Origin of the sequence: Streptomyces sp. NPDC057694 (genome assembly GCF_042799415.1) — a bacterium.
Taxonomy (GTDB): domain Bacteria; phylum Actinomycetota; class Actinomycetes; order Streptomycetales; family Streptomycetaceae; genus Streptomyces.
The window spans coordinates 50163-63023 of the sequence record NZ_JBHVIX010000036.1 but is presented as its reverse complement, the minus strand read 5'-3'; the positions used below and the strand labels follow the sequence as shown (position 1 = coordinate 63023).

9 protein-coding genes are annotated in these 12861 nt (G+C 69.4%); 6 read left to right on the top strand and 3 right to left on the bottom strand.

What is annotated here, in order from left to right; all coding sequences use genetic code 11:
- Position 1: 1 nt before the first annotated feature.
- Together ACFVDP_RS40770 and ACFVDP_RS40765 are read left to right on the top strand one after the other, a co-directional pair.
- Entirely contained in the window at positions 2–2281 is a 2280-nt protein-coding gene (locus ACFVDP_RS40770) for an FtsX-like permease family protein (RefSeq protein ID WP_383501864.1), read from the top strand.
- A gap of 78 nt (positions 2282–2359) precedes the next feature.
- Positions 2360–2764, top strand: a complete 405-nt coding sequence (locus ACFVDP_RS40765; RefSeq protein ID WP_383501861.1) for a cold-shock protein — start codon at positions 2360–2362, stop codon at positions 2762–2764.
- A 115-nt stretch (positions 2765–2879) separates the two neighbouring features.
- On the opposite strand, the gene ACFVDP_RS40760 is transcribed toward ACFVDP_RS40765, so the two are convergent.
- Both ACFVDP_RS40760 and ACFVDP_RS40755 read right to left on the bottom strand, forming a co-directional pair.
- A complete protein-coding gene (locus tag ACFVDP_RS40760) occupies positions 2880–4466 on the bottom strand; it encodes an ABC transporter substrate-binding protein (protein ID WP_383501858.1) in 1587 nt (528 codons plus the stop codon).
- 170 nt (positions 4467–4636) lie between these two features.
- Positions 4637–5251 (bottom strand): DUF6518 family protein, encoded by a 615-nt coding sequence (locus ACFVDP_RS40755; RefSeq protein ID WP_383501855.1) that lies wholly within the window; start codon positions 5249–5251, stop codon positions 4637–4639.
- A gap of 192 nt (positions 5252–5443) precedes the next feature.
- Here ACFVDP_RS40755 and ACFVDP_RS40750 point away from each other — a divergent pair, with 192 nt between their 5' ends.
- The 3 genes from ACFVDP_RS40750 (at position 5444) to ACFVDP_RS40740 (ending at position 10743) form a co-directional block, all read left to right on the top strand.
- Positions 5444–6346, top strand: a complete 903-nt coding sequence (locus ACFVDP_RS40750) for an NADP-dependent oxidoreductase (RefSeq protein ID WP_383501852.1) — start codon at positions 5444–5446, stop codon at positions 6344–6346.
- Positions 6347–6749: 403 nt separating this feature from the next.
- Positions 6750–9044 carry a TOMM precursor leader peptide-binding protein gene (locus ACFVDP_RS40745; protein ID WP_383501849.1) on the top strand — a complete coding sequence of 765 codons (2295 nt, stop codon included), beginning with the start codon at positions 6750–6752 and terminating at the stop codon, positions 9042–9044.
- Between the two features lie 265 nt (positions 9045–9309).
- Positions 9310–10743: an amino acid permease gene (locus ACFVDP_RS40740; RefSeq protein WP_383501846.1), complete on the top strand. Its 1434-nt coding sequence runs from the start codon at positions 9310–9312 to the stop codon at positions 10741–10743.
- 94 nt (positions 10744–10837) lie between these two features.
- Here the strand turns inward: ACFVDP_RS40740 and ACFVDP_RS40735 are convergent, their stop codons facing one another.
- The gene (locus tag ACFVDP_RS40735) at positions 10838–11710 is read right to left on the bottom strand and encodes a phytoene/squalene synthase family protein (protein ID WP_383501844.1); all 873 of its coding nucleotides are present in this window, start codon (positions 11708–11710) and stop codon (positions 10838–10840) included.
- 591 nt (positions 11711–12301) lie between these two features.
- On the opposite strand from ACFVDP_RS40735, the gene ACFVDP_RS40730 reads away from it, so the two are divergent.
- On the top strand, positions 12302–12679 hold the full coding sequence (locus ACFVDP_RS40730) for a hypothetical protein (RefSeq protein ID WP_383501841.1): 378 nt from the start codon (positions 12302–12304) through the stop codon (positions 12677–12679).
- The last annotated feature ends 182 nt before the right edge of the window (positions 12680–12861 follow it).

Below are 12861 nucleotides of genomic sequence, written 5' to 3'. Positions count from 1 at the left end.
GGTGCGGGCCGTACTGCGCTGGGCGCACGCCGACCTCCGCAGACACCGCGGCGAGGCGCTGTTCCTCGTTCTGGCCACCGGCGGCATCGTCGCCGCCCTGCTGTTGGCCACGGCGTTGTTCGGTTATGCCACCAATCCCTGGCAACGTGTCTTCACCCGGGCCAACGGCGCACACGTATGGATACACACCAGCGCCTCCGCCGACACCGCACGGCTGGCCGCTCTGAACGGCGTCGACTCCGTCGCGGGTCCCTACCCCACCGAGTCGGCCACCCTCACCGCGCACGGCGTCCGTGCCTCCGCCGAACTGCGCGGCACCACCGGACTGCCGTCCGTGGGCCGCCCCCTGCTCACCGCCGGGCACTGGCTGCGGACGTCCGACCCCGACGGTGTGGTCCTCGAGACGCACCTCGCCCGCGCCCTGCTGGCCGGCCCCGGCGACACTCTGACCCTGTCCGGCACCGGCCGCACCGTCACCGTCCTCGGTATCGCCGACAGCGCCGAACCCCGCTACAGCCCCGGCGAACGCCCCGGACCGGTCTGGGCGCCGCCCGCCGCCGTCAGCGCTCCCGACGGCCAGGTCACCGGGCTGCGGCTGACCGACCCCGAGGACACCGACTACGCCGTCCAGCGGGCCGTCACCGTGCTCGGCGCCGGCGTGGTCGGGCAGGTCTCCACCTGGCAGCAGGCACGCGAACAGGCCCAGGGCGACAACCGGTTGCTCGGCCAGGTGCTCGGCCTGTTCGGGCTCGCCGCGCTGGTCGCCGCCGGCTTCGCCGTGCACGGCGCGATCAGCACCCGGGTCCGCGGCCACCTGCGCGACATCGCCGTGCTGAAGGCGATCGGCTTCACCCCGGGCCAGGTCGTCCGCGTCTTCGTGCTGCAGCACCTCTCCTACGCGCTGCTCGGATCCGTCACCGCGGCCGCGTGCGTGCAGGGCCTCGGCCGGCGCATCCCCGGGCGGCTCGGTGAGGCGGTCGGCATCTGGCAGGGCCTGCCGGAGCACACCGCCGCCCTGCTCGCGGTGTCGGTGGGCGCCGTGCTGTACATCGGCGCCACCACGGCGCTGGCCGCCTGGCGGGCCGGCCGTGTCCCGCCCGTCCCGGTCGCCCGGCGCGCCGCGCACACCGGCCGGGGCCTGTCCGTCCTCGCCCGCCGCGCGGTCGGCCGCGGTCTGTCACCCGCGCTGGTGCTGGGCGTGCACCGGGCGATCGCCCGCCGGCCGCGTTCCTTGGCCACCGCCGCCCGGCTCGCCCTGCCGCTGCTGCTGATCGTGGTGGCGATGAGCGCGTGGAGCACCATCGACGGCCTGCACGACCATCCCGAGCGCGTCGGACTCGCCGGCGGACTCACCGTCCGCCCCGACGGGCTCGACGACAGAGCGGTCCGCGCCCTGCTGCGCGAGGACCCGCGCATCACCGCTGCGTACCCGGGCGTGGAGAGAAGCGCCCTGGCCCCGGGCCAGACCGCCACCATCGCGCTGCGCGGCCTCGGCACCGACGGCGCCCCCTACCCCTACACCCTCGCCGAGGGCCGGGCACCGCGCGGCCCGAACGAGGCCGTGGCCGGCCAGGGACTGCTCGACCTGCTGCACGTGCGGGTCGGCGCCTGGGTGCGTCTGACCGTCGGCGCCCGCCCGCAGATCCTGCACATCGTCGGCCGTGCCATCGAACCGGAGAGCGCGGGCCGGGTCATCTCCACATCCCTCGACAACCTCCGCGCCGACGACCCGGACCTGCGTCCCTCCCTCTACGAGCTGAGGCTGCGCCCCGGCGCGGGCGCGGACGCGGTCGCCGCCGCGGTCGCCGCCCGGGCCCACGGCCACGTCGACGTGTACACCGCACCCGATCCCGCCGAAGGGCTGTCCCCGCTGCGCGGTGTCGTCGCGGGGCTGATCGCGGTCCTCGCCTTCATCGGCCTGCTGGAACTGCTCACCGCGATCGGCGCCACCGTGCGCGAGAGCGAGGGCGACCTGCTCGCGCTCAAGGCGATCGGTCTGTCCCCGCGGCAGATCGCCGCCGGCACGGTCGCCACGACCGTGTCCACCGCACTGGCAGCGGTGGTCGCCGGTCTGGTCGCGGGCCTGCCGCTGGCGCGTTGGCTCATCGACGCCCAGGGCCGGTCCACCGGCATCGGCGCCGGCCTCGCTCGGACACCTCGGGCGGGGCTGCTGGCCGTGTTCGCACTGACCGCGGTGGTCGGCGCCGCCGCCCTCGCCGCTCTGCCCGCCACGCGTGCCGCGCACCGGCACCGGGCGGACGCCACCGGCATGTCGGGTTGAGCCCGTTACACTCCGGATCAGGTGTTCGGGTGTGTTGCCCGAGAAACGTATCTGAGTAGTGTCTCTGGGGTTGAAAAAATGATCGCCGGCAAGGTTATTCGGTATGACGCGGTGCGTGGTTACGGGTTCATCGCTCCCGAGCAGGGTGGGGAGGACGTGTTTCTCCACGTCAACGACCTGCTGTTCCCGGAATCCTCCGTACGTTCGGGAGCGCGGGTGGAGTTCGACGTCGAACAGGGGGACCGCGGGCTGAAGGCCGCGGGCGTCCGGCTCGCGAGCCAGGCACCGGCGGCCGTGCGGCCCGCGGCTGTCGTCGACGATGACGACGAGAGCACTTGTGATGTGCTCAGCTCGGCCGAGTACAGCTCCGAGGTCACCGAACTCCTGTTGAAGCAGGCCTCCTGGCTAACGGGGGAACAGATCGTGCAGCTGCGGGGGGAACTGGCGGAGCTCGGGCGACGGCACGGCTGGGTGGAGGACTGAGAACGACGTCCGCAAGCGGGCGCGGCGGGACGGGTACGCCGTCGCCCACCGGACCGGTGGACGGACGAACCCGTCCCGGCTGTCCGAACGCGTCCGCCGCACGCCGGACCGGGCGTCACGCCTTGCTGAGCTCCCAGAACCGGAACACCGTCGAGGCGTCCATGCAGTACTCGTAGCCGTCGATGTCGATGTCGTTGCGCACGACCGCGTACTGCTTGCCCTGCCAGAGGGGCAGCACCGGTACCTCGTCCGCCACGATGTCCTGGATCTTCTCGAACAGCGTGCCGGCGGCGGGGCGGTCGCTGACCGCGGCGGTGTCCGGGATCAGGGTGCCGGTGAGCTTGCTGTTCTTGTAGTGGTTGTCCAGTACGTTGCCGTCGCCGAAGAAGGGCGTCGTGAAGTTGTCCGGGTCGGGGTAGTCCGGCACCCAGCCCTTGACGTAGACGCCGTAGCGGCCCGCGGCGATGTCCTTCTCGTACTGCCCGAACGCCACGGACTTCATGTCGGCGTCGAACAGGCCGCTGGCGTTCAGCTGTGCGGCGATCGCCGCCAGTTCCTGATCGGTCGCCGGACCGTACCGGGACGGAGTGGACCACAGCGTCAGCTTCACCTTCCCGGTGATGCCCTCGTCCTCCAGGGCCGCGGCGGCCTTGTCCGTGGCGGTACCGCCGCCGTAGCGGTCGAAGAAGGCCGTGTGGTGGCCGACGATGCCCGCGGGGATGATCGAGTACAGCGGGATCGCGGTGCCCTTGTACACCTGCTTGACCAGGGCCTGCCGGTTCAGGAGGTACGCGATCGCCCGGCGCACGCCCAGTCGCCCGGCCACCGGGTCGTCCATGTTGAAGACGAGGTGCTGGATCTCGGCGCTGCTGCCCTCGACGACATCGACGCCGGCCCGGCCGCCCTGCTGCTCCAGGCTGTCGATGTCGTCCACGCCCAGGCCCCGGTAGGCCAGGTCCACCTCGCCGCCGAGCAGGGCTCGCTTCAGCGCGTCGCGGTCGCTGTGGAAGAACTTCAGGGTGATGCCGCCGTTCTTGACCACAGCGGTGCCCTTGTACCTGTCGTTGACCGAGAAGACCGCCTGGCCCTTGTCGAAGGACTCCAGCTCGTAGGGGCCCGAGCCGACCGCCTGATGGTCGGTGCGCAAGGCGTCCCCGTCGTACGCGCCGCTGTCCACGATGGAACCGGCGCCGGAGGCTATGGCGCTGGGGAAGGTGGCATCGGGCGCCTTGAGGTGGAAGACGACGGTTCGGTCGTCCGGTGTGGAGATCTTGCCGAGCGTGGGGAACATGACCGCGGGGCCGGCCGGGTCGTTGATCCTGAGCAGGCGGTCGAAGGAGAACTTGACGTCCTTGGACGTGAGCGAGTCGCCGTTGCTGAACTCGATTCCGTCCTTGAGGGTGCACCGGTACACCTTGCTCTGCCCGTCCGTGAAGCCGCAGTGTTCGGCCACCTCGGGCTCCGGCTCCGTGCCCCCGGCGGGAAAACTGAGCAGGGACTGGAAAACGTTGTCGAACAGCAGCCACGAGCCGGGGTCGTAGCCGGAGGCCGGGTCCGTGGCCAGAACGTCGTCGGTCATGCCGACGACCACGCTGGGAGCCCGGCCGAGCCAGTCGCCGCCACCGGCGCCACAGGCGCTCGACACGGCGCAGGTCAGCCCCAGCAGAAGGGGGAGTACTACTCGCCTGCTGCGTATGTTCACTGAAGATGCCCGCTTCTACTTCGAGGTTCGGTTGTGCCCAGCGCTGAGGTCGTCATGACGCGAACCATGTCTGGCGCCTGAAACACGATGTCGACCGGAATAAGGTTCAGCCCGAACTTCGCGATGTCCGAATACGTGTGAGTGTGCCACCTGCACGCGTATCCCGGTGGTCAGGCGGAGAGCGCCTGAAGAGGCAGCACCACGAGGCCGAAGGCGACCAGCGCGAAGCCCACGGCGACGGCCAGGGTCAGGACACGCTCGACGAGGGCGCGGGCCATGAGCAGCGGTATCAGCAGCGCCAGGGCGAGGCAGGTCCAGGCCTGCGGGGCGTAGTGGAGCACCCAGGCGTACATGAGCCCCTCCATGCCGAAGAGGCCGGCGAGCGCGGCCACGGCGGTGACCCGGGTGCGCTTGGTCCGGCCACGCCGCCACCAGTGGCCCGCCACACCGAACAGCGGCCCCGCCACGCAGGCCATGCCGAGCCACAGGAGGGGAGCGGACAGGTCGCCCATGCCGTCACGCCCGAACTCGGCATAGCCGTAGTACCCGACGACCAGCCCGACCTCCGCGCCCAGCCCGCCGAGCGCGGCCTGCGTCACGGAACCGCGCGGATACAGCACCGCTCCGGCGGCGAAGGCGACAGCGGACCAGACGGCACCCGAGTTGGCGATCTGGTTCCAGTCTCCCGGGAGCCAGCCCTGCGCCAGGTTGGTGAGGACGCCGAGCAACAGCCCGCCCGCCGTCGCCGCCGCGGCACGGCCGATCCGCGTCCGGAGTTCACTCATCGTCGCCTCCTGCTGTGGGTTGGGGGCGACACACTATACGCACTGTGTATACATGCCAGGTATATGTGAGGTGTACGCGTCCGGTGAACGTGTGGAGGGGGTGTGCCTGGCGCGCGCTCGACCTGCGGTTCGCCCGGATGCGTGATATATCAACTATATTCGTGGTACCTGCCCGAGAGAACTGGAGCCACCATGCCGAACGCCGTAGTCATGACCGGATATGGGTCGCCCGATGTACTGAAGTGGGCGGAGGTTCCGATGCCGGAACCCGCGCACGGAGAAATCCGGATCAAGGTGCGTGCCGCGGGCGTCGGCCCGACCGACCTGGCGATCCGGGCCGGTCACCTGAGGTTCCCCCTGCCCCCGAACCCGGTCCTCGGGTACGAGGTGGCCGGTGTCGTCGACGCGGTCGGACCCGGTGTGTCGGGAACGCGGGTCGGCGACGAGGTGGCCGCCGTCCTCTTCGAGCGCGGCGGCTACGCCGAGTACGCGGTGGCGTCGATCTGGACGCACAAGGCGGACGCGGTGTCCTGGGTGGACGCCGCCGCGCTGCCCAGTTCCGTGGAGGCCGCGGCCGGTGTCCTGCGGCAGCTGGGGATCGAGCGGGGAGAGACGATGCTGCTGCTCGGCGGCGGCGGGTCGGTCGGCGTCATCGCGACGCAGCTGGCGGTCGCCCGCGGCGTGAAGGTCGTCAGCGCGGTGGGAGCGCGGGACGACAGCCTCGCCGCCGAGCTCGGCGCGACCCCGGTGCGCTACGGCTCCGGTCTCGTCGAGGCGGTCAAGGCTCTGGGGCCGGTGGACGCCGTCTTCGACGCGGCCGGCAAGGGAGCACTCGGTGACGCCGTCACGCTCGCCGGGGGACCCGAGCGCGTCATCACCCTGTCCGACCCCAAGGCGTCGGACTTCGGCGTGATGCTGTCCGGACCCACGGCGGACCGCGCCCCCGGCTCCCTGGACGAGGGCATGGCCCTGCTGGCCGAGGGACGGCTGAAGATGAAGGCCCGCAAGCCCCTGCCCATGCGGGACGCCGCCGAGGCCCACCGCCTGCTGGAGAGCGGCGAGGTGCGCGACCGCATCATCCTCACCCTCGACTGACGACTGCTCCGCGGGGGCGCGGCGGTGGGGCGGCCATCCGGTTCAACGGTTGGTCATCCGGTTCATCGGGCGGTTCGTCCTCTGCCCGCACGGTGGCAACGCCTGCCTCAAAGTGAAACGTGTGCCGATCCGTATGCCGTACGCCTGGAACAGGCGGCTACATTCACGGCACAAGGAGGTTCCGTCTCGGAACACCTCGGAACAGACATACGTAAGGAGCCACGATGAACTCCACCACCGACGTCAACGAGCAGGCCGCGATCGAGATCGAGGACATGGACGCTGCGGCGCAGCAGGTCTACAACACCGACTGGGTCGTCGAGAACTGAGCCTGCACGGCGCGGGCGGGCCGTCCGTCCCACCGGTCGGCGGCCCGCCCCAGGCACGGACCGGACATCGCGGCGTGGAAGAACGCTCCATAAGGTTCCGGTCGGACATCGATGTCCGGCCCGTACGGCACGACGGAGTCTTCCTCCTGAGGGGCGCCCGGACCACGGTCCTGCACGGACCGATGATCTGGGCCCTGACCCCCTTGCTCGACGGCCGGTACACCCGTGAACAGGTGGTACGGCACCTGGCTCCCGCCTTCACCGCGGATCACGTGCACAGCCAGCTGGACCGGCTGGCCGCGGCCGGAATCGTCGTGGAGCCGCCGGCGGCCGACGGCCTGAACAGCCCGGCGGACGCCGCGTACTGGGAACACGCGGGTGTCGACGCGGACCGGGCCGGAGAACGTCTGCGGGCCGTCACCGTACGTCTGCGGGCGCTCGGCGGCGCCGACGCGGCCCCCCTGGCCACAGCGCTCACCGACACCGGCCTGCGCCTCGCCGCTCCCGCCACCGAGGACGGGGTGAGCGACGCAGTCGGCGACGTCGTCGAAGCGGTCGTCACCGACGACCTGCGTGACCCCGAACTGCTCGCCGTGAGCGACACCGCCCGCACCGCGCACCGCCCGCTGTGGGTCGTCAAACTCAGCGGCGCCCTCGGCGTCGTCAGCCCGGTGCTCTGCGCCGAGCGGGCACCGTGCTGGCACTGCGCCTCGAAGCGCCTGTCCGGGCGGCACCTCGAGAGGGAGTACCTGGAGGCACGCACGGACGAGCACGTCCCGAGCGACGTCCCGCTGGGCGGTCCCATGGTCACCGGCCTCGTCGCCCGTCTCGCCGCGCTGCGGATCGCCCGCTGGGCCGCCCGCGCCGACGAGGCGGACGAGGACGCGCTCACCTTCGACGCGGTGACGCTCACGACGCGGCGACACCGCATGGCCCGCAGACCGCAGTGCCCCTCCTGCGGCGACGCCGAGGACGGTCGCGAGCGCCCCCCGAGCCCCCTTGTCCTGGCCGACGGCCCCGGCCCACCCGCCGGGACGGGCGGGCGGGCCCTCTCGCCCGAAGCCCTGCTGAGCGCGTACGGACACCTGGTGAGCCCGGTCACCGGCATCGCGACGGAGCTGACGCCGCTCGCCACCGGCAGCTCCACCCATCACGTGTACACCGCGGTTCACAACTTCAGCCTGCACGCGCCCACCACCCGCAAGCGCTACACCGCGCTGCGCTCGGCGAGCGCCGGAAAGGGCCGTACCGCGCACCAGGCACAGGCCGGCGCGCTCGGCGAGGCGATCGAACGCTACTCGGGCCTCTGGCAGGGCGACGAGTACCGGGTCAGGGCGACGCTACGCGAACTGGACGGCGAAGCCGTGCACCCCGACCGACTCCAACTGTTCAGCGAACGCCAGTACCGGCACCGCGAGGAGTGGAACGCCGGCGGGGTCCCCTTCCGGCGGGTCCCTGTCCGCTTCGACGACACCGAGGAGCACGACTGGACGCCGGTGTGGTCGCTCACCGCACGACGTCACGTGCACGTCCCGACAGCCCTCCTGTACTACCGCTACCCGCACCGTCCGGGCCGGACGTTCTGCTACACCGACTCCAACGGCAGCGCCGCCGGAGGGACATTGACGGAGGCCGTCCGGGAAGGTCTGCTCGAACTGATCGAACGGGACAGCGTCGCGCTGTGGTGGTACAACCGGGTGGCCCGCCCGGCCGCGGCAGTCCACGGCGTCGCCGCCGCCGCGCTGGCCGCCTGGCAAGAGGATCACGCGCGTACGGGACGTGAGGCATGGGTCCTCGACATCACCTCCGACCTCGGTGTCCCGGCGGCCGTGGCCGTCTCCCGGAAGGCCGTCACGCACGACGGGGGTGAGCGCATCGTGCTGGGCTTCGGAGCTGCCCTGGACATGGCGACCGCCGTGCACAAGGCCATGAGAGAGGCCGACCAACTTCGGCCCGGAGCGGACGCGTTCCGGCCCGGGGCAGACGGCGGCCCCCGCAGCGGCGTGGACCACCAGCCACTGCACGACTGGTGGCTGACAGCCGGCCTCGACAACCAGCCGTACCTGCGGCCCTCGGCCTCCGCTCGGCCGTCCCCCGCGCCGCATCCCTTCGTCTCCGAAGCACAGGGCACCCTCGCGGACGTCGAGGCGCTGTGCCGCGCCGTGTCGGACGGCGGCATGCAGGTCTTGGTGGCCGATCTGACCCGCCCGGACATCGGCCTGCCTGTGGCCAAGGTGCTGGTGCCGGGCCTGCGCCACTTCTGGCCCCGCTATGCCCTCGGCCGCCTGTTCGACGTGCCGGTGCGTCTGGGATGGACCGACGCGCCGACGGCCGAGGACGAACTCAACCCCATCACCCTGTTCCTGTAGACCGCTCCGCAGGCCGCCGACGGCGAAGAGACGGCGAACACGGAGTGAACCCCGTGGGCCATGGACAGCGTGTTAACAGTGACCGGCCGCACATTGCGGGCCGCGTTCCTCACGTGTGAGTCCTTCTCGGCACATGTTTCCCGTGCTGAGCACAGGTCGGTCGAGGCAATGCCCTTTCCGTGCCGGCACGTTCCGTCCCGGCACGTCGAGATCCGCCCCGAGGCCGACGAGAATCCCGGCCTTTCCGGAGAAAAGGACGACACACATGACGTCGACGCAGGTCGGTACAGAGAAGACACCCGAGGAGGGGTACGAGCGCGGGCTGGGGAGCCGACAGGTCCAGATGATCGCGATCGGCGGCGCCATCGGCGTCGGCCTGTTCCTGGGCGCCGGGGCGAACATCGCCAAGGCCGGGCCCAGCCTGATCGTCATGTACGCCCTGGCGGGCGTCATCGTCTTCTTCATCATGCGGGCGCTCGGCGAACTCCTGCTCTACCGCCCGATCTCGGGGTCGTTCGCGGAGTACGCACGGGAATTCATCAGTCCGTTCTTCGGCTATCTCACCGGCTGGACGTACTGGCTGAACTGGGTGGTCACCGGCATGGCAGAGCTGACTGCCGCCGGGATCTACGTCAATTACTGGTTTCCGGCCATTCCTCAATGGGTGACCGCGCTGACCTTCCTGGTCATTCTGTTCGGGGTCAACCTGATTTCGGTGAAGGTCTTCGGCGAGCTGGAGTTCTGGTTCTCGATGGTCAAGGTCACCGCGCTCATAGGGATGATCGTGATCGGCCTCGGGGTGCTCACCCTCGGATTCAGCCAGGCAGGTGACCATGCCGCCGTCTCCAACCTCTGGGCGTTCGACGGATTCTTCCCGCACGGCATCGGTTCCTCCCTGATGACGCTCCAGGGCGTGATGTTCGCCTACCTCGCGGTCGAACTGGTCGGTGTCACCGCCGGTGAGTCCGAGAATCCCGAGAAGACCCTCCCCAAGGCGATCAACACCCTGCCGTGGCGCATCGCCCTCTTCTACGTGGGCGCCCTGACCGTCATTCTCTGCGTGGTCAAGTGGACCCGGTTCGCCCCCGGCGTGAGTCCCTTCGTCGAAGCCTTCACGGTGATCGGAATTCCGGCCGGCGCGGGCATCGTCAACTTCGTCGTCCTCACCGCCGCGCTGTCCTCCTGTAATTCCGGCATGTACTCCACCGGCCGCATGCTGCGCACCCTCGCCGACAACGGCGAGGCACCCAAGGCATTCGCCCGCCTTTCGGCCAGCCGGACACCGGCCCTGGGCATCACTGTCTCGGTCCTGTTCATGGGTATCGGCGTCATCCTGAACTACCTTGTGCCGGAGAAGGCGTTCGGCTACATCACTTCCGTCGCCACCGCGGCCGGCATCTGGACGTGGCTGATGATTCTGATCAGCCACGTCCGCTATCGCCGTCAGGTCGTCGCCGGCCGACTTCCCGCTTCCTCTTTCCCGGCACCGGGCGGCTCCGTGTGTTCCTGGATCGCCATCGTCTTTCTCCTGTTCGTCGGCTGTCTGATCGCCTACGACGCCGACGCCCGCGTCTGTCTGTACGTGATGGCCGGCTGGGCGCTGGTCCTCGGGATCGCCTGGCGGGTGCGGGGCAGCCGCGGCCCGCAGCTCACCGTCGTCGCCGACGAGGGCGACGGAGAGCTTGTGAAGGCCGACTGACCCCGCGTGACGGCGGATCCCGTCTCAGGGGCGGCGAGGTGCTGTGTCACCGTGCCGCCCCTGAGACGGGATCCGCAAAGGCGGGCGGAGGGGTTCAGCCAAGGCGTCCGAGCAGGCCCGCGAGCGCCAGCCGGGATTTCTGTCCGGAGGTCAGGGAGACCCGGCGGAGCAGCACCGCACGGGGCTCGGCCTCGATGATGTCGAGGAGCCCCCGGTAGATGCCGGCCATCGTTCCCACGCAGGCCCGGCTGCGCCGGTCCAGCAGGGGCAGCAGGCGGAAACCCTCGTCGTACAGAACGCGCGCCCGGCCCGCCTCGAGTCCGACGAGCCCCTCGATGTCGCCGTCCAGGCGGAACTCCTTGACGTCCTCCGCAGGAAGATAGCGCCGGTCCATTTCGGCGTCCTCGCGGATGTCCCGGAGGATGTTGGTCACCTGCAGGGCCAGCCCCAGAGCGTCGGCGTACTCGTTGCCCCGCTCGAAGTCCGTGCAGCCGAACACGCCGAGGGAGAGCCTGCCGATGGACCCCGCGACGCAGCGACAGTAGACAAGAAGATCGTCGAAGGTCTTGTACTCCGCCCCCTCGACGTCCATCGTGACGCCGGCGATGAGTTCATGGAAGGCGTCGAGCGGAATCGGGAACCGCCGGGCGGCGTCGGCAAGCGCTATGCACACCGGGTCCGCCTTGTCGGCGGCCGGGATGTCGCCGCTGATCAATCCGTTCACCATGGTGCTGACGCGTGCGAGCTGTTCCTTCTTGCGCTCGGCCGGCAGATCACCGTCGCCAATGTCGTCCACCCGCCGAGCCAATGCGTAGATGGCCGACATGGCTCGTTTCTTGGGTCCTGGCAGCAGCCTTATTCCATAACTGAAGTTCTTTGCTTCGTTGCGCGTCACTTCTTGGCAGTAACGGTACGCAGCCCGTGTATCAGTGGCTGCTTCAATGACGGGATCGTTGTGCAGGGTCAACCTGATCAGCTCTTCCGGCCGAGTTTACCGAAAAAATGGCAGGGTCCAGGCTATCGATCAGAGGAACGACCAGCCGGGTAAATGCCCTTTGAGGCAGAGGAGACGCGCGTGCCGAAGCAACTCATGTGAACGTTTCGCTACGTTGAGGATCGTCCGGCCGCGCTTCATTACAGACTATCGCCAGGGCACCTCCTATTCGGGCTCACCATGTGTCGGATGTGTGCAACTTGTCATGAAATGCGCTAAAAGCACATTAAATGCCTGTGCGGAGAAATATTGATCCTTGATGTCCGTAATGCCCTGCCGTAATATTCGGCATTTGGTAACAGGTTGCTCGCTGTGTGTGAAAGTTTCATCCCGGGCAGACTGATTGCCCTAACGGGCATTCGCTCGCCGGTCCGGTCGATGGTCCGTTACGTTGGCCGCGCTTAAAGTGCCTGTTTCTGAACGGGCTGCGTGCGGGCCGTTTGCTGTCCAGTAGCTATCTACGGTCATGCTCGGCTTTCGGAGTCTTGCCTTGTGCAGTGATGATTTCGAGGGCCTCCGTCGAATATGCCCCAAGAGAGGGCATCTACAGGAATGAGTATTCATATGGGCGTTGCAACGAAGGTGAAGAAGGCCGCGGTGGCGGCAGGCACGGTCACGCTGCTGGCCGGGGCGGCCGTGGCGGGAACGACGGCATCGGCTTCTGCCGCTGTGCCGCACACCTTCAAGGTCTGCGCGTACGGCAACTACTCCGCCATGGCGGACATCCCCCAGCAGGGCGGGCTGGCCACGTTCGTGATCAAGCCTGGCAAGTGCGAGGAGATCCCGATCGCCGACGGCAGCACGTACGGGAACGTGTGGGGCTTCTACAACGTCAGCGGCGAAAAGTTCTACGTCGGTACGGCCGGCTTCAACGCGGCCACCGGGTGGACCGGCGGCGCCAAGGGCTCGACGACCAGCCCGTACCTGGAGAACTTCCACTAGGGTCTGGGCTGTTGAGCTGACCGCGCTGCAGCGCAGCGTGAGTCTCAGGAGCGCGTAACGGTGAGTCCGTGCGTGATGCGGGGCCCGGCTGGCTCATCAGCCGGGCCCCGTTCTCGATGAGATGGACCCGGGGGCGGGCCGATGCCCGCCGGCGCATGTGACCTGGCTCATAGGGTTGTTGT

Bases quoted from the DNA above. Each gene is read 5' to 3' on its own strand.
- ACFVDP_RS40730 (WP_383501841.1), top strand. From the start codon at position 12,302: ATGGGCGTTGCAACGAAGGTGAAGAAGGCCGCGGTGGCGGCAGGCACG.
- ACFVDP_RS40750 (WP_383501852.1), top strand. From the start codon at position 5,444: ATGCCGAACGCCGTAGTCATGACCGGATATGGGTCGCCCGATGTACTG.
- ACFVDP_RS40755 (WP_383501855.1), bottom strand. From the start codon at position 5,251: ATGAGTGAACTCCGGACGCGGATCGGCCGTGCCGCGGCGGCGACGGCG.
- ACFVDP_RS40740 (WP_383501846.1), top strand. From the start codon at position 9,310: ATGACGTCGACGCAGGTCGGTACAGAGAAGACACCCGAGGAGGGGTAC.
- ACFVDP_RS40765 (WP_383501861.1), top strand. From the start codon at position 2,360: ATGATCGCCGGCAAGGTTATTCGGTATGACGCGGTGCGTGGTTACGGG.